The organism is Pseudoalteromonas rhizosphaerae, from assembly GCF_902498845.1.
In the GTDB taxonomy this organism is placed as follows: domain Bacteria; phylum Pseudomonadota; class Gammaproteobacteria; order Enterobacterales; family Alteromonadaceae; genus Pseudoalteromonas; species Pseudoalteromonas rhizosphaerae.
In genome coordinates, this window is the sequence record NZ_CABVLM010000004.1 from 275866 (window position 1) to 293997 (window position 18132).

Annotated in this window: 17 protein-coding genes; 7 read left to right on the plus strand and 10 right to left on the minus strand. The window is 40.2% G+C overall.

Translation table 11 applies throughout. The features are described 5' to 3' along the window. Positions 1 to 46: 46 nt before the first annotated feature. The 5 genes from PSR9079_RS08275 to PSR9079_RS08295 all read right to left on the minus strand — a co-directional run bounded on the left by PSR9079_RS08275 (position 47) and on the right by PSR9079_RS08295 (position 5726). Positions 47 to 1771 (minus strand): proline--tRNA ligase, encoded by a 1725-nt coding sequence (locus PSR9079_RS08275; protein WP_149981092.1) that lies wholly within the window; start codon positions 1769 to 1771, stop codon positions 47 to 49. Between the two features lie 90 nt (positions 1772 to 1861). Then, positions 1862 to 2566, minus strand: a complete 705-nt coding sequence (gene tsaA / locus PSR9079_RS08280; RefSeq protein WP_149981093.1) for a tRNA (N6-threonylcarbamoyladenosine(37)-N6)-methyltransferase TrmO — start codon at positions 2564 to 2566, stop codon at positions 1862 to 1864. A gap of 108 nt (positions 2567 to 2674) precedes the next feature. After that, the gene (locus tag PSR9079_RS08285) at positions 2675 to 3247 is read right to left on the minus strand and encodes an outer membrane beta-barrel protein (protein ID WP_149981094.1); all 573 of its coding nucleotides are present in this window, start codon (positions 3245 to 3247) and stop codon (positions 2675 to 2677) included. A gap of 222 nt (positions 3248 to 3469) precedes the next feature. Then, positions 3470 to 3940 (minus strand): acyl-CoA thioesterase, encoded by a 471-nt coding sequence (locus PSR9079_RS08290; RefSeq protein ID WP_145233918.1) that lies wholly within the window; start codon positions 3938 to 3940, stop codon positions 3470 to 3472. A 139-nt stretch (positions 3941 to 4079) separates the two neighbouring features. Then, positions 4080 to 5726, minus strand: coding sequence for an electron transfer flavoprotein-ubiquinone oxidoreductase (locus tag PSR9079_RS08295; protein ID WP_149981095.1), 1647 nt, complete (start codon positions 5724 to 5726; stop codon positions 4080 to 4082). Positions 5727 to 5921: 195 nt separating this feature from the next. On the opposite strand from PSR9079_RS08295, the gene PSR9079_RS08300 reads away from it, so the two are divergent. From PSR9079_RS08300 to PSR9079_RS08315, 4 genes are all read left to right on the plus strand, one after another. After that, on the plus strand, positions 5922 to 6671 hold the full coding sequence (locus PSR9079_RS08300; protein WP_149981096.1) for an electron transfer flavoprotein subunit beta/FixA family protein: 750 nt from the start codon (positions 5922 to 5924) through the stop codon (positions 6669 to 6671). Beyond that, positions 6672 to 7598 carry an electron transfer flavoprotein subunit alpha/FixB family protein gene (locus PSR9079_RS08305; RefSeq protein WP_149981097.1) on the plus strand — a complete coding sequence of 309 codons (927 nt, stop codon included), beginning with the start codon at positions 6672 to 6674 and terminating at the stop codon, positions 7596 to 7598. 318 nt (positions 7599 to 7916) lie between these two features. Continuing rightward, positions 7917 to 9740 (plus strand): protein kinase domain-containing protein, encoded by a 1824-nt coding sequence (locus tag PSR9079_RS08310; RefSeq protein WP_149981098.1) that lies wholly within the window; start codon positions 7917 to 7919, stop codon positions 9738 to 9740. Between the two features lie 49 nt (positions 9741 to 9789). After that, a complete protein-coding gene (locus PSR9079_RS08315) occupies positions 9790 to 10191 on the plus strand; it encodes a DUF3859 domain-containing protein (protein ID WP_149981099.1) in 402 nt (133 codons plus the stop codon). A 132-nt stretch (positions 10192 to 10323) separates the two neighbouring features. Here the strand turns inward: PSR9079_RS08315 and PSR9079_RS08320 are convergent, their stop codons facing one another. Both PSR9079_RS08320 and PSR9079_RS08325 read right to left on the minus strand, forming a co-directional pair. Further along, positions 10324 to 11373 (minus strand): methionine synthase, encoded by a 1050-nt coding sequence (locus PSR9079_RS08320; RefSeq protein ID WP_149981100.1) that lies wholly within the window; start codon positions 11371 to 11373, stop codon positions 10324 to 10326. 68 nt (positions 11374 to 11441) lie between these two features. Next, positions 11442 to 12416, minus strand: a complete 975-nt coding sequence (locus PSR9079_RS08325; protein WP_149981101.1) for a DUF1852 domain-containing protein — start codon at positions 12414 to 12416, stop codon at positions 11442 to 11444. Between the two features lie 519 nt (positions 12417 to 12935). Between PSR9079_RS08325 and PSR9079_RS08330 the strand changes: the two genes are divergently transcribed. Then, positions 12936 to 13745: a sulfite exporter TauE/SafE family protein gene (locus tag PSR9079_RS08330; protein WP_149981102.1), complete on the plus strand. Its 810-nt coding sequence runs from the start codon at positions 12936 to 12938 to the stop codon at positions 13743 to 13745. 338 nt (positions 13746 to 14083) lie between these two features. Here PSR9079_RS08330 and PSR9079_RS08335 read toward each other — a convergent pair whose 3' ends face one another. Further along, positions 14084 to 14500, minus strand: a complete 417-nt coding sequence (locus PSR9079_RS08335) for a VF530 family protein (RefSeq protein ID WP_145233938.1) — start codon at positions 14498 to 14500, stop codon at positions 14084 to 14086. A gap of 189 nt (positions 14501 to 14689) precedes the next feature. Between PSR9079_RS08335 and PSR9079_RS08340 the strand changes: the two genes are divergently transcribed. Beyond that, positions 14690 to 15256, plus strand: a complete 567-nt coding sequence (locus PSR9079_RS08340) for a hypothetical protein (protein WP_149981103.1) — start codon at positions 14690 to 14692, stop codon at positions 15254 to 15256. Positions 15257 to 15468: 212 nt separating this feature from the next. Here the strand turns inward: PSR9079_RS08340 and acuI are convergent, their stop codons facing one another. Both acuI and acuR read right to left on the minus strand, forming a co-directional pair. Continuing rightward, on the minus strand, positions 15469 to 16461 hold the full coding sequence (gene acuI / locus PSR9079_RS08345) for an acrylyl-CoA reductase (NADPH) (RefSeq protein WP_149981104.1): 993 nt from the start codon (positions 16459 to 16461) through the stop codon (positions 15469 to 15471). A 63-nt stretch (positions 16462 to 16524) separates the two neighbouring features. Beyond that, positions 16525 to 17160: an acrylate utilization transcriptional regulator AcuR gene (acuR, locus tag PSR9079_RS08350; RefSeq protein WP_149981105.1), complete on the minus strand. Its 636-nt coding sequence runs from the start codon at positions 17158 to 17160 to the stop codon at positions 16525 to 16527. A 731-nt stretch (positions 17161 to 17891) separates the two neighbouring features. Here acuR and rmf point away from each other — a divergent pair. Then, on the plus strand, positions 17892 to 18062 hold the full coding sequence (rmf, locus tag PSR9079_RS08355) for a ribosome modulation factor (protein WP_016707188.1): 171 nt from the start codon (positions 17892 to 17894) through the stop codon (positions 18060 to 18062). Positions 18063 to 18132 lie beyond the last annotated feature (70 nt).

The following is an 18132-nucleotide window of genomic DNA, read 5'->3' on the forward strand; positions in this document are numbered from 1 at the left end:
CAAAAAAACCGCATTACGCGGTTTTTTTTTCAGAAGGTGCTGATGATTAAGCGTTCATGGCCGCTTTGATTGCTTCAACAGCGGTATCAATATCTATCATTAATTTTTCACCAGTACGGCGATTTTTCAACTCAACCTTGTTTTCATCAAGATTACGCTCACCAATTACCAACGTGAAAGGTACACCGAGTAATTCCATATCGTTAAACATCACACCTGGGCGCTCTTTACGGTCATCAAATAACACGTCTAAGCCTGCGGCTTTTAAACCGTCGTAAAGGTTATTAGCGATATCAGGTATACGATGCGATTTATGCATATTCATTGGCACAATGGCTAAATCGAACGGGGCGATTGGCTGTGGCCAAATAATGCCGTATTGATCATTATTTTGCTCAATAGCCGCTGCGACAATACGCGATACACCAATACCATAACAACCCATAGTCATTATTTGGTTTTTACCGCTTTCGTTTAATACTCCCGCTTTCATCGCTTCTGAGTACTTAGTACCAAGCTGGAAGATATGGCCAACTTCAATACCGCGTTTAATATGTAAAGTACCATTACCACATGGGCTAGGATCACCTTCGACAATATTACGTAGATCAGCAACTTCATACTCAGTTACATCGCGATCCCAGTTAATACCGCTGTAATGCTCGTCATCTTTGTTAGCACCGGCTACAAAATCAGCCATTACATTGGCTGTACGGTCTACTAAAATTGGCATGGTTAAGCCAACAGGGCCTAATGAACCCGGTTTAGCACCAATGGCTGCAATTATGTCAGCCTCGTTTGCCATTTCCAGTGGAGAATCTACTAATGGATGTTTTTCAGCTTTAAGTTCGTTAAGCTCATGATCGCCACGTATTACTAATGCAACTAAACCACGTTGACCATCTTCATTTGGCGCGCCGTAAACAATCAGTGTTTTAACACTGCGATGAGGTTTTACACCATAGTGTTTCTTTAGCTCGTCGATAGTTTTCGCATCAGGTGTTGGGAATACTTTTAATTCTTTTGCGGCAGCAGGGCGCGCTTCACTTGGCGCTAATGCTTCTGCTTTTTCGATGTTTGCTGCATAGTCACTTTTATCACTAAAGGCGATAGCATCTTCACCTGATTCAGCTAACACATGAAATTCATGAGATACGCTACCACCGATAGAGCCGGTATCAGCAATAACAGGACGGTAATCAAGGCCTAAGCGATCGAATATATTACAGTATGCTTTGTGCATTACTTGATAAGTTGCATCTAAACATTCTTCACTTAAATGAAATGAATAGGCATCTTTCATAGTAAATTCACGCGCGCGCATGACCCCAAAACGAGGACGACGTTCGTCGCGCACTTTTGTTTGTACTTGGTACAAAGTAAGCGGTAATTGTTTATACGAACTTACTTCTTTACGAACAAAATCGGTGATCACTTCTTCATGGGTTGGTCCTAACGCGAAAGTACGATTGTGACGGTCAGTAAAACGCATAAGTTCTGGGCCAAACTGCTCCCAACGGCCAGATTCTTCCCATAGATCCGCAGGTTGAATAACAGGCATCAACATTTCGATTGCACCTGATTTGTCCATTTCTTCACGCACAATGTTTTCGACTTTTCGTAACACGCGTAATCCAGAGGGTAACCAAGTATATAGGCCCGACGCGACGCGACGGATCATGCCCGCTCTTAACATTAATTGATGCGATACAATTTCAGCATCTGATGGCGTTTCTTTAAGTGTTGCGAGTATATATTGACTGGTACGCATGTTTATTCCGATAGTTATAAAATTATTATTTCAATTGGGCACTCAGTTTAGCAGCGGTTGCTTTTACACTAAAGCGCTAAGTGTGTTTTTCTAACTTTTTTCTATGCTAGTGACATAGTTATGCTCGTCGTTGACTTGCCAACGGATATTAAAATCATACAAGGTCATTCCATAACTTTGTTCACCCTCTTTTTGCTTTTTATAGGCAGGGCGAGGGTCTTGCTTAAGTACATTACTAATAAAGTCATGCAACTCTGGGAAGTTGGTTTGCTGTTCAATAAATTTCTGCACTTGCGGGCTAAACTCAACGGTCATTTGCGTTTCTGGGCGCGTGTCAGCAAAGCCTGCAGTGGCATCAACCATGGCATCTGAATAAGGTAAATATGGTTTGATGTCTAAAATCGGGGTGCCATCAAGTAAATCTATGCCTGCCAATAATAAACACAGCTGGCCATTTTTATATTCTATGCCTTCAAGTTTGACGGCACTCATGCCAATGGCATTGGGTCTAAAGGTCGCGCGCGTGGCAAATACGCCTTTGCGCTCATTACCGCCTAAACGCGGTGGCCTAACCATGGCTGAGTAGCCTTTATCAGCAGTTTCATGAAAGCGAAACAATAACCAAATATGGCTAAATTCATCTAAACCACGAACAAATTCTTCACGGTTAAAATCAGCAGCAAATACCAACTTAGCTTTTGCTTGTGGAACTAAACGCGGTTGGCGAGGAATGGCGAACTTTTGTTTATAAGGAGATTGAATATGGCCAATAGCCGTTAGTTGAAAATCGCTCATGAAACTCAATTACTGTTAAAGATACGATATTCTAACCGCTAACAACAAAAAAGGCAGCTCGAAGCTGCCTTTTACTGCTAAATAACCTCAGAACAGGTTAAGTATTCCTTAAAACATATATTGTACAGATACTGATGCTACGTCCATATCTGGATCAATATCGTCTTCTAATTCGTAACGCTCGTACTCAAAGCGTATTTGCACATTACTGGTAAATGCATATTCAATACCTGCACCGTAGAATATATCGCCACCACTTTGATCGGCTGATATTTCACCAAGGGCTGGAATATCACTGGTGACCTCAGCATCCCATTCTAACCAACCACCTTTAGCGTAGACAGAAAAGCTTTCTGTTATTGGTGCTGCTAATCGTGCTGCAAGGGAGATACCATCTACCTCAGCGTAACTATCTATATCACTTACTTCATCAAAGTTTTGATAGGCCAGTTCTAAACTCAAATACTTATTAAATTGTGAACCAACATAGCCTTTGAGCATCTGTGAGTCGTCGTCAAAATCGATATCGTTTTCAGAATCTTCAAATTGGAATGAGTATTGGCCATAACCAATACCGGTATATACGCGAGGGTAATCTATGTTTGTTGTCTCTGCGCTAGCTGCAGTATTAAAACCTAATAATGCTAATGAGATAGCAGAAAGTGAAATTGATTTAATCATTTAATAGCTCCTTTACAAAATAAAAATATAACCTTTAAATTACCGGTTAATTTTAATATTGCATTGTGCGTGCCATGATTAATTTGGCTTAAAAACAGCCAGTTATAGTCTTTTATAGCATGTAAAGTATACCAATGAGCGCTATTTAAACGCTCGTTCAGTTTGGCTGGAGAAAAGATTTCTGACTAGGATGTAGCTTTTACAGATAGATAGTTTAGGTGATCAGGGTTCTGATTTATGCAATAAAGTTTCAGTTTCTATGGCAATCTCTTTCATCTTAATTGCGTAGTTTTCTAATTTTTTGTCTTCATTACTCACTGCGATGTATTCTGGCACTGCTACGGGGTAACCTGTTTCGTCCATGGCAACAAAGCTAATTACACAGTGGTTAGTCTCAACTAAATTACGCGTTTTCGGATCGCCACAGCGAACTTGTATAAAGATTTGCATACTGGTTTTGCCAGTGTGGGCAATTTTAGCTTCAACTTCAACAATTTGACCAACTAGAATAGGGCGACGAAATTTAACCCCAGCGACAGATACAGTGACACAGTAATGACCACTCCAACCAGCAGCGCAGGCATAACCTGCTTGGTCAATCCACTTCATGACGACACCGCCATGAACCTTCCCGCCAAAATTCACATCGGTGGGCTCTGCTAAAAAACGGAATACAACATTAGACGACGGCATAAAAATATCTCACTCATATATAATTCTTATTAGCATAGCGCAAAAAAGGGGCCGAAGCCCCTGCAATTTAGGATAGGTTTATAATTTATATGTAAAATATTATTTTAACGCTGTATCAAGCGCTTTAATTGTATTTAGATTACATATTTGGGTAGTTGGGACCACCGGCTCCCTCAGGTGTTACCCAGGTGATGTTTTGGCTCGGATCTTTAATATCGCAAGTTTTACAATGCACGCAGTTTTGTGCATTGATCACAAACTCGTCTTTGCCGGCAATTTGCTGTATCTCATACACACCCGCCGGGCAATAGCGCTGAGCAGGCTCGTCAAATTTAACTAAATTAACATCGATAGGAATAGCGCTATTTTTTAGTTTTAAATGACACGGCTGAGATTCTTCATGATTGGTATTTGATAAAAACACCGAAGATAATTTATCAAAGCTGAGTTGACCATCAGGCTTCGGGTAATCAATGACACTGGCCTGGTTTTTATCAACTAGCGTTGCGTGATCTGGGATATTATCTTTAAAAGTAAAAGGTAATGCCCCTGCAAAAATATTTTGATCAAGGGTGTTATACGCACCACCAAGAAATTTTCCTAGCTTATGCATCACAGGGCCAAAGTTACGTGATTGGTATAGCTCTTTATAAGCCCAGCTTTGTTTAAATGCTTCGCTGTAGTCAACTAAGTCAGTATGCTGTTGCTCGTTTGTAAGCGCGCTAAAGATCACCTCAGCGGCAATCATACCTGACTTCATCGCTGTGTGGTTGCCTTTGATTTTGGCAAAATTCAAGGTGCCAGCATCACAGCCGACCAACAAACCACCCGGGAAGTGCATTTTTGGTAATGAGTGCAAGCCACCTTTTGCAATCGCACGAGCGCCATAAGCAATACGTTCGCCACCGGCTAATACATCTTTAAATATTGGGTGGTGTTTCATGCGCTGAAATTCATCAAACGGGCTTAAATGCGGGTTTGAGTAATTTAAATCAACAATTAAGCCGACTACAACTTGATTATTATCACTGTGGTACATAAACGCACCACCGTTAGTATCTGCACTTAAGGGCCAACCGGTGCCATGAACTACCGTGCCTTGCTTGTGTTTAGCAGGATCGATTTGCCAAATTTCTTTAAAGCCTAAACCATAATGTTGCGGTGAGGCATCTTGATCAAGTGCAAACTGATTGATCAGCTGTTTACCTAAGTGACCACGACAACCTTCAGCAAATACAGTGTATTTAGCACGAAGTTCCATGCCAGGCATAAAGCCATCTTTTTCATTGCCATTGCTATCAAGGCCCATATCGCCGGTAATAATGCCTTTTACTGTGTCATCTTCAATAATCAGTGAGTGCGCGCTAAACCCTGGGAAAATCTCAACCCCTAGGTTTTCTGCTTGCTCTGCAAGCCAGCGGCATACATTACCCATAGAGACAATATAGTTATCAGTATTATGAAATGTTTTAGGTGCGGCAAAGTGAGGGATAGCGGTGGCTTTGCTGTCATTATTAAACCAATATATTTCATCACTGGTTACTTTAGTGGTCAATGGTGCGCCAAGTTCTTGCCAATTGGGCAGTAACTCGTCCAAAGCGGTGGTTTCAAATACTGCGCCCGATAAAATATGAGCGCCCACTTCAGAGCCTTTTTCAACCACGCAGATCATGCACTCTTGTTGTTTTTCTTGTGCTTGTTGCGCTAATCGTATGGCGGTAGCTAAGCCTGCAGGGCCTGCGCCGACAATAACGACATCAAATTCCATGGTTTCGCGATCGACCATATTAACCTCTTTTATGTGACGGACCTGTGCCTTTACGAGGGCAATTTCATACTTGCAAATGAAACGTTACAGGCGATGAATAGTTTAAGGTTATTTTAGGTTGACGTTTACGTCAACAGGAAGTAGTCTGATTTCATAAAATAAATAGGTTGACGTACACGTTAGCTTGTAGGTTTAAATAATTATGGAGTTCCTATGAAAGTTCTCGTTCCAATAAAAAGAGTTATCGACTACAACGTAAAAGCACGCGTTAAAGCAGATAATAGCGACGTTGATCTAACTAATGTGAAAATGGCACTTAACCCATTTTGCGAAATTGCCATTGAAGAAGCTATCCGCTTAAAAGAGGCGGGCACTGCCACTGAAGTGATTGCTGTAACCATTGGTGCTAAAGCATCTCAAGAACAATTACGTACAGCTCTGGCACTGGGCGCCGATAAAGCGATTCATATTGAGACTGACGAAAAATTAGAATCACTGCACGTTGCAAAGCTGCTTGCTAAAATCGTCGAGCAAGAAGCCCCTGAACTGGTAATTTTAGGTAAACAGTCGATTGATTCAGATAACAATCAAACAGGTCAAATGCTGGCGGCTCTTACTGGGCGCGGGCAAGGTACGTTTGCATCAAAGGTCGACATAGCAAATGGCACTGTTAATGTGACGCGTGAAGTTGATGGCGGTTTACAAACAGTGGCATTAAAGTTACCGGCCGTAGTCACAACAGACTTACGTTTGAATGAACCCCGTTATGCATCATTGCCAAATATTATGAAAGCCAAACGTAAACCACTTGAGGTAATTGCAGCTGATAGCTTAGGTGTAGACTTAACCCCGCGTATCGAACTTGTTGCGGTACATGAACCTGCAAAACGCAGTGGCGGTATCATTGTTGATGATGTAGCCCAGTTAGTTGATTTATTAAAAACACAAGCGAAGGTGATTTAAATGAAAACATTAGTTATAGCAGATCATGACAATGGCAGTTTAAAGCCTGAAACTTCTAAAACCATAAACGCAGCATTAAAGCTTGGTTTTGCTGTTGATGTACTAATTGCTGGTGAAAACGTAGCACCAATGAGTGAAATAGTGGCCAGTATTGCAGGTGTAAACACCGTGCTGGTGGCTGATCATAGTGAGTATGCGCATCAGTTAGCTGAAAACATCGCAGATTTAGTGTTATCGCTTGCGCCAGATTATTCGCATCTTGTTGCTAGTGCCACTACAACGGGCAAAAATTTCATGCCACGTGTTGCCGCATTACTTGATGTTGCACAAATTTCAGAAATCATTGATGTGGTTGACGCTGATACATTTAAACGTCCAATCTATGCAGGTAATGCCATCGCAACTGTAAAATCACTGGATAGCAAAAAAGTGCTCACCGTTCGTGCAAGTAGCTTTGATCTGCAAGGTGAGCAAGCTCCCGCTGAGAGTCGTGTTGTTGATTCTGTGTTTAGCAGTGAATTAAGCGCATTTGTAAGTGTTGAGCAAACCGAATCTGAGCGCCCAGAGTTAACTGCTGCGCAAGTGGTTATATCAGGTGGACGCGGTATGCAAAATGGCGAGAACTTTTCATTACTTAATGGTATTGCCGATAAACTAGGCGCGGCAATTGGTGCGTCTCGTGCTGCGGTTGACGCAGGCTTTGTGCCAAACGATATGCAAGTGGGTCAAACCGGTAAGATCGTTGCGCCTAACTTATATATTGCCGTAGGTATTAGTGGCGCAATTCAGCACTTAGCGGGTATGAAAGACTCAAAAGTAATTGTGGCTATCAATAAAGATCCCGATGCGCCAATCTTCCAAGTGGCGGATTATGGTTTAGTAGCAGATTTATTTGATGTGCTACCAGAGCTTGAACAAGCACTCTAATTTATAACGATTCTGGTTGTTAAAAGCTGTTGTGATCAGTTCGCTGATCACGCGGCTTTTTTTCTTTTATTTTACCAATCAGAAAGTCTGTAATATCTAACTAAGCAATTACCATGAATAAAGAGTATCACCTGTCGTTTAGTGAGTTGGGGGCATTATTTTTTAACACAGATTGCCTTTTTACACTTTTTTTGCGCAAAATGTCAGGACACGCTAAGCTGAGGCTAAATGACTAGAAATTTAGAACTAAAAATTAATAATCAATAAGCTAGCTTCACCCTTATCCCTTACATTTTTAGAATACGTTGAGACCTCGCAGTGAAAACCAAAGCAATCCGCAATTTTTATATCAATGAAGAGCAGTCGGTCTATTTGCTTTCGCACCATGACGCCAAAAAACACCGCCAATGGTTGAATATCTGTATTAAGCAACTCACTAATTTAGGCTACAGCCAGGTTGAAATGATTGGCTCGGGTGCTTTTGGATTTGTATTTGCGGGTTTAGATGAGCGTAAACTTCCTTGGGTGTTTAAATTTTCACGTATTACCTTGGCGCAAAGTGTACGTGATCGACTTGAGGACGAAGCCTATATGCTCTCGCAAGTTGATAACCCATTAGTGCCTAAGTTTTATGCTTTTGAACGGATAAAAAAGCAGGGCATTTTAATGATGGCTCGCGCGTTGGGCGAAGACTTAGAAAAAGTATCACTTAAAAAAGGCCGCTTTAGCGCCGCAGCAATCACCAGTTTAGCGCTAAAACTACGTAATGTATTAATAGACCTACGCACTCAGCAAAATGGCATAACGCCACAACCGATTGTGCATGGCGATATCAAGCCCTCTAATCTAGTGTGGGATGAACATACCCAAGGCTTATCGCTGGTGGACTGGGGCAGCTCGGTGTATGCCCAAATAGACAGTAATGGCGAGCCAATCACCAGTAACTTTATGGATTTAATGTCTGGCGATTTAAGTACCACCAATGCGCGGATGGGGGATGTGTATTTTATTGGTGATGAGCAAATGTCAGGTGCTAAATCATCGCCGCGTTTTGATGAGCAAGGCGTGGCGTCCACCTTATACGCACTGGCTTCTGCACAGTCATGCCGATTTGGCGCGCAAGTGATCCCAGCCAGTTCACTAGGGCTCCCTATGGAGCTTGCAAAAGTGATTGACGGTATGCTCTCTAAAAATAAAATTACAAGAGACGGGGCGGGTGATTACTTTATGCGAAATATGCCTGCTATGGCTAAAGCATATTTACCAGAGCTCAATTTAGCTGAAGATGTGCGAGCCAATATTCCATTTTGGTTTGGTAACGATGACGAACTACCTGATACTGTGGTTTATAGCTCACGTAAACAATTTTTACGCCAAGCCGACCATAACCAACAACTGCTTGATGTAAATGACGCTCAATTGGACCGATATTATAAAGAATTCCTGTTTGATACTGGCGATACTGAAAAAGCATTTTTAGCGTCTATCAGCCGATTAGCGAAATACCCAGTAGTAGGGGGATTAAGCTTTCATTGGAAAGAAGAATCACTGTTCGTTGAATCATCACTGATCATGCATGACGAAAGTCTAGGCCATGCTTTTACCCAAGCGGTTAATAATACCGTGATGTTGGCACAAGGCATTCATCAAAAAGGCTTATTTAAGTGTTGTTTATTTGATGCCAGAAAGACCATTCAACTGGAGCGTGATGGCACAGGTGCATTTAAGTTTGAACAACTTCCAGAGCTTGACTATGAGGTAATGAATTTAAAAAGCTCAGAAGTCACCCGACCACATTCGTATTTTGAAGACGGTAAAGATCCGGACGAGCAACTGCAGCTACCTAAAAAAGTGATCAAATGCGTATTTGAGTTAAACCAAATACATCATACCGGCTGCATTATTTTTGAAGCTTTACCAGATAGAATGAAAATACATCATTACTATCGTTTGTTAGATGGCACTAAAGAAGCACAGTTTAAGCGCTTGCTTAATAAGTTGATGCAATATGCGGTGAGCATTACTGATGTGGGGGTTGCCGGGTTTATGAAACTACCTTACAAAAACACCCGTGAGTTTGCCTTGTGTGATCGCCAGCCTGATTTTTTCTATCCTAAAGATCCTAAACGTTTTGGCGCTTAATTTTGCCGTATAAATACGTTAAACTAATGCATCAAAAAAAGGATAAATAATGGCAAAAACTAAGCCTGTAATCACTATGCAAAGCTTTGGTATTTATACAAAGTGGGACTCATCATCAAAAGCCTTACCGCAAATTCAAGCATTTACCACAAAAGTACCCGCACAACTCGATGTGGAGTTTGGTTTTATCATTAATATTAAAAAAGCCAAAGGCGAAAAACTTCATTATTGTATATACCATCCTGATATACCGGATGCTGATGGTGAGGTAATGCCACCATTTGACGGCTTTGAATACGTTAAAGACAATGACTGGCACTTTTACCTAGGTGATACCTTGTGGGAACCCATCAGCAATAAAATAGGTGACTGGCGTATGACCATAGAGCTAAACGGCAAACTGATTGCCGATAAAACATTTTCAGTGTTTGAACAAGAGTCAATGTCATAAATCGAATTTTGGCAAAAGCGCGGGTATTAAATACTTTATGTGTATATAGGCTTATTGTATTTGTAGTAAGTCTAATTGTTGAAAATAAATTAGGACGAGGTGGTTACTCCACCTCATGAAATAAATTAGATTTTAATTACTTTGAGCCAGCTCTTTTCTAATAATCTCTGCGCCTGCGGTTAACGCATTAAGCTTACCTCTTGCAACTGCCCGAGGTAGCGGAGCCATACCACAGTTGGTACACGGGTAGAGCTTGTCAGCATCGACAAACTGCAGTGCTTTACGTAGCGTATTTGCCACTTCCTCTGGTGTTTCTATGGTATTGGTGGCAACGTCAATGGCGCCTACCATTACTTTTTTACCGCGAATAAGTTCAAGTAGTTCCATTGGTACGTGCGAGTTGTGACATTCTAATGAGATAATATCAATATTAGATTGCTGCAGTTTTGGAAATGCTTCTTCGTATTGTCGCCATTCTGAGCCTAACGTTTTTTTCCAATCTGTATTGGCTTTGATACCATAACCATAACAAATATGTACGGCCGTTTCGCATTTAAGGCCTTCAATGGCTTTTTCTAAACACGCAATTCCCCAATCATTTACTTCATCAAAAAACACATTAAATGCAGGCTCATCAAATTGAATGATATCAACCCCCGTAGCTTCTAGTTCTTTGGCTTCTTGATTAAGAATTTTGGCAAATTCCCAAGCGAGCTGTTCGCGGCTTTTATAATGGTCATCATAAAGTGTATCTATCATGGTCATAGGACCTGGTAGCGCCCATTTGATCGGTTGTTTGGTTTGGCTGCGTAAAAACTTAGCATCATCAACAAAAACCGGTTTGATACGACTAACAGGACCTACCACAGTAGGTACACTGGCATCATAGCGGTCACGAATTCTCACCGTTTTACGGTTTTCAAAATCTATACCGTTAAGGTGCTCAATAAATGTGGTAACAAAGTGTTGGCGTGTTTGTTCGCCATCACTGACAATATCAATACCTGCGCATTGTTGCTCTTGCAGAGAGATCCGTAACGCATCGTGTTTGCCGTCAATTAATTCATCACCTTGAAGTTTCCAAGGTGACCAAAGAGTCTCCGGCTCTGCAAGCCATGAAGGTTTAGGTAAGCTGCCTGCAGTTGAAGTCGGTAATATTGTTTTGCTAAGAGATGTTTTCATAATAAATAATGCCATTTATTTGGGTTAACTTTTTAAGTTGCGATTGAATCTAACGATTGAACTCGCTATTACACGTAATTAGCAGACCATTGCTCAAGCACTGTTTGATATGGCTTGATGAAGTGCTGCTCAGCAAATTTCCCCTGTTCATTCGCCAATTTACTGCGCTCTTCACGGTCATAAACAATTTGCGTGAGTGAATGATCTAGGTTCTTCAAATTTGGTTGATATGATTTCCCCGCAGTCGCATTGGCATTATAGATCTCTGGTCGGTAGATTTTTTGAAATGTCTCCATAGTGCTAATAGTGCTAATAAGCTCAAGATGAGTGTAATCATTTAGCAAATCACCAACAAAATAAAAGGCTAAGGGCGCTACACTATTTGGCGGCATAAAATAACGCACCTGCAAGCCCATTTTTTTGAAATATTGCTCAGTCAAAGACGGTTCATTTGGCTGATATTCAACACCTAACGCAGGGTGCTGATTTTCAGTACGATGATAGGTCTTGTTATCCGAAACACTTAGGCATATTACTGGCGGCTTTTTAAAGTGCTTTTTGTAGCTGTCAGAACTAATAAAATATTTAAATAGTTTGCCATGCAGCTCGCCAAAGTTATCAGGGATACTAAATTTAGACTGATCTTTATTATGTTCTTGCAGTAATACGCTAAAATCATAGTCGCGCACATAGGAGGAAAAATTATTTCCTACAATGCCTTCAATGCGTTTGTTAGTGTGATGATCAACAATATTTGTTTTCAATATTTCAATCGATGGAAAGCTATTACCACTGCCAGCAATATCCATATCAACAGAAATGATTTCAAGCTCTACAGAATAACGATCCGCTTTTGGGTTATCCCACTGCGCCAAGGCATTAAAACGGTTATCGATCATTTTTAAGGCGTTGCGTAAGTTTGCTTGGCGATAACTGCCTCTGGCCAAGTTTGCAAAATTGGTAGTGATACGTGTATTAGCTGCTGGATGATAATTTTCATCGAGACAAATACTCTTAATAGTAAATGTGAAATCTTTAGTCATGGTGATCTGTATCCAATTATCTGATTTAAAACCTGCGTTTATGCTGTGCTCTTGAGCGAATTAACGTTACTGATCTCGTAAGTGATGTTCACAGTTTTTGTGTTTGTGCCTGATGGCTTAATTAAAACCGCTGTAAAACTGTGTTGCCTCTAAGAGTTGAGCTATTTATACGTGGATCGGTACATGAATAAAAACGGTTTAATTTCACCTAAAACATGAGCTGTATTCATCAACTAATAATATTGCACGCCATTAGCTATAAATTATCTGAAGTGGCACTTGAAAAAACAGAGTTTCAACTTGGCTATACAGACATTTAGACTTCTAGGTGTGTAAGTTGTATTTATTTCATCTAAAACATGAGGATTATTCAGGGCTTAATGTAGCCAAATATATCAATAGGCATCAGTTATATTGATATACTCGCGGCCAATATGGTGAGTGATAGCTGCTCAATCGGAAATAGAATCGCATTCATTTAGCATGAGTGCTCCCAAATTATAATAAGAGATAAACGCAATGAGTGAATTGATAATGTTGATTTTATACTGCGCCTTACTTGGCAGTGGCGTAGGTTTTTTAGCAGGGCTGCTAGGTATTGGGGGCGGACTGGTTATTGTTCCTGTGTTGAGTATTATTTTACTGCATTTTGAAATTCTACCAGCTGAGCAAGTCGTTATTGCCGCAATTGCAACGTCATTAGCATCAATATTATTTACATCAACGTCTTCCGCAATCGCACATCATAAAAATGGCAATGTTCCATGGACTCTTGCTCCTTGGGTAATGACGGGCGTTGCACTGGGGGCGCTTATCAGTGGCTTTATAGCAGCACTATTACCTGAGCAGGTTGTTCGCTTAGTGTTTGCTGTCACAGTGGTACTTATTGCGATAAAGATGTTTGTAAGTAATAAGCGTGAGCCATCGGTTGAGCGTGACATGCCCAATAAAGGTGTGTTAACCATTATGACCACGATCATCGGCGGCTTGTCTGCGATGATCGGTATTGGCGGAGGCGCGCTTTTGGTACCATTGTTAACGTTTTTCTCAGTCGATATGAAAAAAGCCATAGGGTGTGCATCCGCATGCGGCATTGTTATCGCATTATTTGGTTCAATTGGTTACATCAGCTCAGGCAGCGGCCATTTTGCACTAGAAAATGGATTTGCTGGATTTGTGTATTTACCAGCGTTATTCGGTATCATTTGCACATCCTGGTTTACCGCCCCGTTAGGCGCCAAAGCTACCCATCACTTACCAGTCACGTTAGTCAAAAAAATCTTCGCCGCATTGTTGCTAGCAACCGCTGTCAAAATGATTATGTATTAAAAGGAAGGGCACTGCAGTGATACGAATAGCCAATAATTAATCAAATCGGTTCTATTTGCGTAGGCTAGCTCTTTAAGCGCAGCGAACCTTAATTTCTTTGTTAATAATTCACTAAAATTTTATTGCACAAAGAGGAAAGAATGAGAAATAAATGAGGGCTTAAATCTGAGAAAGCTAAGTCGCTTTTTAAATGAAAGTACATTAGAACATTTATGAAAAGTATCCGTATAAACGCAAAAAAGCTGGCACTGCCAGCTTAATTATTAAAACATTTGTTAGCACTTAGCACTTAGCACTTAGCACTTAGCACTTAGCACTTAGCACTTAGCACTTAGCACCTAGTTACCCCAAGGATTACTGGCATTTGAGCGTTGTTTACGCGTCCGTGCACGATCTTTGGCTTCTTTTTTCGCTTGAATACGTTTTGCGTCGCTAAAACTTAACTCACATGGTTCACCCGGTTTATGATCTTCAGGAATAACGCGGTCACGTGGTGGTAGTTCATATTGAACATCATCGGGTTTAGGAAGGTTTTTTAATCTATAAAGATAAAAGTTTTCAACTTTATCTTGTGCCCACTGGGTTTTACGCAAAAATTTAACTGCAGATTTGATGTCAGGGTTGTTTTTAAAACAATTTAGCAGTAGATAAGCATGTAAAAGCTCCCACCCATATTGATCAACTAACTCTGATACAACTTGCTCAAGTTTAACGCCTTGTAGCGGGTTATTGCCGAATAAATCTTCATTACTCATGTTTTACACTCTTTTTCTAAAATCTAATCCCAGAATTATAATTTTTATCACGATAATTTGATACAAGAATATCAAGTCAGTTTGCTTGTGTAATTTACATTTGTTTAGTTTATCGGTAATATTAGTGCGCTTTAATAAGTATTGGCATGACGCCACAACATTGGATGATAGATTTAAGGAATAATATACATGGGTCTTTTTAATAAAATTAAAACACAAGCTACCACTATTGGTTCAAATATCAGCGAATCAACGTCTAAACTAAGCTCTGATATGAGCACCTCAATGAAAGAGAACTCAAAGTTATCGGCGATCCGCTCTGAGATCACTTCAATAGAAGGGCAGCTAAATATTGGTTATCAAGATATTGGTAAAAAATACGTAGAAAATTTACTAGAAAACCAAGGACAAAATATCGAAAGTGCTTTGCAAGAAGCATTAAACCGTGTTGAACCGTTACTTGAGAAAAAAATTGAGCTTGAAGATGAAGCTATTGAAATTGAGAAAAAGCTAAAAGATCAAATCATCATTCAAGAAAAAGCAATTTTTCAAAAAGAATACGATCAAGAAAAAGAGAAGCTTGAAAAAGCCGTTAAACTTGATGTGATCTCTGTAGCAGAAAAAGAACAGAAATTAGCTAAAGCACGATTAAAACTTGATAATTTTGACACTATTCGTAAAGTTAAAAAACAGTATGAAATGAGTTTAATTTCAAAAGACGAATTAAACGAAAAGCTTGCTGCTTTAGGCGTGTAATTACGAAGAAATTAAAGCTTCTTTTACAAGAAGCTTTAATAATACCAATTGAGTTAAATATTTAACCATTCTAGCGGGCTAAATGAAGCGCTAACTACGTCAGTAATTTTTCAAGTAGAACAACGACATGTCAAAATTCCTGCCTTGTTATTACTGCATTTCTCCGTCGCTATAAATACTTAGTAACTTAACACGATTGGTAGAACTTATTTTTACTGTTGGCAATTTACTACTACACGGCCTCGGATATTTCCGGCCATCAGCTCATCAGCCGCGTTAATAACATGCTCTAAATTAATTTCAGTCGATATTTTATCTAAGTAGCTCTGCTCAACAAGCTCACCTAGACGTTGCCATGCTTGGATGCGGTCGACCTTTGGACGCATTACACTGTCTATGCCGATTAATGAAATACCACGCAAAATAAACGGCGCAACGGATGCAGGAAAATCCATGCCTTGTGCTAAACCGCAAGCAGTAACAACACCGCCATACTTTAAAGAAGCACAAATATTAGCAAGGGTATGACTGCCAACCGAATCAATGGCTGCAGCAAAACGTTCTTTTGCTAATGGCTTACCTGGATTTGATAGCTCATTTCGGTCGATCACTTCAGAGGCACCAAGTTGTTTTAAATGTTCGCTTTGATCTACACGACCTGTTGCAGCAACTACGGTAAAACCTAGTAGATTAAGTAAATAGACGGCAAAGTTACCCACACCACCGTTTGCACCCGTAACTAAAATATCACCAGAGTCGGGAGTGATGCCTTGCTTTTCAAGCGCAATAATACTGAGCATCGCGGTGTAACCGGCAGTACCAATTTGCATGGCCTGTTTAGGTGTTAACGACGTTGGGAGTGGGATCAACCAATCGCCATTAACAGCGGCTTGTTGAGCCAGACCCCCCCAGTATTTTTCGCCAACACCAAAGCCATTTAATAATACCAACTGATCAATAGCGAACTCGCTAGAATCACTGGCTGTTACTTTACCCACTAAATCAATACCCGGCACCATAGGAAATGAGCGCACCACGGGGCCTTTTCCTGTGATAGCTAAACCATCTTTATAATTTAGGGTGCTGTAAAGCAGATCTAGTTTGACCGGGAGATTGGGTAATTCGCTATTATTTAGTGTTTGTACTGACGCGGTATACTTATCGTCAGTATTATTTATAACAATGGCTTTAAATTGATTGTTCATCTGGACTCCATTTAGACCGATCGTCTTTTAATTGTTATGCAAAAAGAGCAATTACTTAAGCCGTTACCTAAGCAATGCACGTAAAAACATTTCAGTATATAAAATAAGTGGCTGAGTATTTTTAGTTAGCTTGGCACGCATTACAGCACCTTCCCAGCCAATCCAAAAAAATTCACTCATTTGTGTGGTATTCACGTTGGCTGCAATAACACGATCCTGCTGAGCTTGTGCCAGGCAAACTTGCACATGTTGTTGCCAAATCTCGTAGCTGGTTAATAGTTTATTTTTAAAGTCATCGCTGAGATGGTTTAGTTCCTGATTTAAATTACCGACTAGACAACCGCGACTAAAATCGTACTTTTGCATACCCCTTGCTGCACTTTGGGTGAAATTGATTAGTCGCTCTAAAGGAGGGATATCGCTTGCCCCTAGATAGCGAATAAGTTTAGCAACAAAGTAATCGTTATAAGCGTCTATAACAGCTAAGCCGTAGGCATCTTTATTATTAAAGTAGTGGTAAAAAGAACCTTTTGGAACACCTACTTTTTTTAAAATAGTATCAAGTCCTGTGGCACTGAAGCCAAACTCGGTAAGTGTTTCTACCCCCGTAGCAATAAGTAATGCTTTGGTGTCGGCATTACTGCGGGCAACTTTTGGTGGGCGACCACGTCGTGGTGGATTTTGACTATTTTTTAGCATAAACACATATTAGACCGATCGTATTAATATACCCAAACCACCTCAGGATGCGAGTTTCAGTTGGAATTAAAAGCGATTTAGGCAAGGCATTGATTGCAAGTAATAGTGGTTCTATTGTTAAAATCAATAACGCAGTATAAATCGCTTTTAAACCAACCCGTTGGGCGTTTCACAGGCACTTACTCTCAGCGTTGTTACTTCTTAAAAGGGGCTGCCATTGTTGCAAAGTAACGCCTTGATACTAAGCCCCTGTGAAACGCTGAATTCTGTATCTTGAGGTGGTTTGGGTATAGTTGCAAGGATTAATTATTAAACAATTTAAAAAAGTGTACGTGAAATGTGGGCTAATTAAGTGCGAATAAGCCGCAGTAAAGTGGTCTGAAATAAGTTCAAAAATTAAACTTCTTTACTATTAATGAGTTGAAATAAATTTGTCATAATTACATTTTTTATAGGAACTTCATCCATAAACCGCAGTCACAATTAGAGCAGGAAACTGCGTGTTAGTGATTAGATAGTCGTAATTTTTTGTACATATATGGGTCGCACAGAAGATGGTACGACCACTTTACTTTTTTATATGTTAATTCATTTTTGCATCAGCAGCTTAGTTAAAGTCAATTTATTTAATTGCTTTTGTGATTTGAATTTAACAGTTTTATTAACTATTCATTAAATGTAGATGTCACGAACACTACAAATATATAAATATAAAAGGTGAGGATTTACCTATGAAGAGACAGAAAAGAGATCGGTTAGAAAGAGCTCATTCTCAAGGCTTTAAAGCAGGCCTCGCGGGCCGTTCAAAAGACCTATGCCCTTATCAACAAGTAGACCCAAAATCAGAGTGGTTAGGCGGTTGGCGCGAAGCGATAGAAAATCGCAATATGTATAAAACCTAATTTTTAAGTATTGAATTAAAGCAGAAACGCCGCTGTTTATGAAACAGCGGCGTTTTTGTAGCTGGGTTTT

What these genes read in the sequence shown, in the direction of transcription:
- PSR9079_RS08275 (WP_149981092.1), bottom strand. Translation starts at nt 1,771, where the DNA reads ATGCGTACCAGTCAATATATACTCGCAACACTTAAAGAAACGCCATCA.
- tsaA (WP_149981093.1), bottom strand. Translation starts at nt 2,566, where the DNA reads ATGAGCGATTTTCAACTAACGGCTATTGGCCATATTCAATCTCCTTAT.
- PSR9079_RS08285 (WP_149981094.1), bottom strand. Translation starts at nt 3,247, where the DNA reads ATGATTAAATCAATTTCACTTTCTGCTATCTCATTAGCATTATTAGGT.
- PSR9079_RS08290 (WP_145233918.1), bottom strand. Translation starts at nt 3,940, where the DNA reads ATGCCGTCGTCTAATGTTGTATTCCGTTTTTTAGCAGAGCCCACCGAT.
- PSR9079_RS08295 (WP_149981095.1), bottom strand. Translation starts at nt 5,726, where the DNA reads ATGGTCGATCGCGAAACCATGGAATTTGATGTCGTTATTGTCGGCGCA.
- PSR9079_RS08300 (WP_149981096.1), top strand. Translation starts at nt 5,922, where the DNA reads ATGAAAGTTCTCGTTCCAATAAAAAGAGTTATCGACTACAACGTAAAA.
- PSR9079_RS08305 (WP_149981097.1), top strand. Translation starts at nt 6,672, where the DNA reads ATGAAAACATTAGTTATAGCAGATCATGACAATGGCAGTTTAAAGCCT.
- PSR9079_RS08315 (WP_149981099.1), top strand. Translation starts at nt 9,790, where the DNA reads ATGGCAAAAACTAAGCCTGTAATCACTATGCAAAGCTTTGGTATTTAT.
- PSR9079_RS08320 (WP_149981100.1), bottom strand. Translation starts at nt 11,373, where the DNA reads ATGAAAACATCTCTTAGCAAAACAATATTACCGACTTCAACTGCAGGC.
- PSR9079_RS08325 (WP_149981101.1), bottom strand. Translation starts at nt 12,416, where the DNA reads ATGACTAAAGATTTCACATTTACTATTAAGAGTATTTGTCTCGATGAA.
- PSR9079_RS08330 (WP_149981102.1), top strand. Translation starts at nt 12,936, where the DNA reads ATGAGTGAATTGATAATGTTGATTTTATACTGCGCCTTACTTGGCAGT.
- PSR9079_RS08335 (WP_145233938.1), bottom strand. Translation starts at nt 14,500, where the DNA reads ATGAGTAATGAAGATTTATTCGGCAATAACCCGCTACAAGGCGTTAAA.
- PSR9079_RS08340 (WP_149981103.1), top strand. Translation starts at nt 14,690, where the DNA reads ATGGGTCTTTTTAATAAAATTAAAACACAAGCTACCACTATTGGTTCA.
- acuI (WP_149981104.1), bottom strand. Translation starts at nt 16,461, where the DNA reads ATGAACAATCAATTTAAAGCCATTGTTATAAATAATACTGACGATAAG.
- acuR (WP_149981105.1), bottom strand. Translation starts at nt 17,160, where the DNA reads ATGCTAAAAAATAGTCAAAATCCACCACGACGTGGTCGCCCACCAAAA.
- rmf (WP_016707188.1), top strand. Translation starts at nt 17,892, where the DNA reads ATGAAGAGACAGAAAAGAGATCGGTTAGAAAGAGCTCATTCTCAAGGC.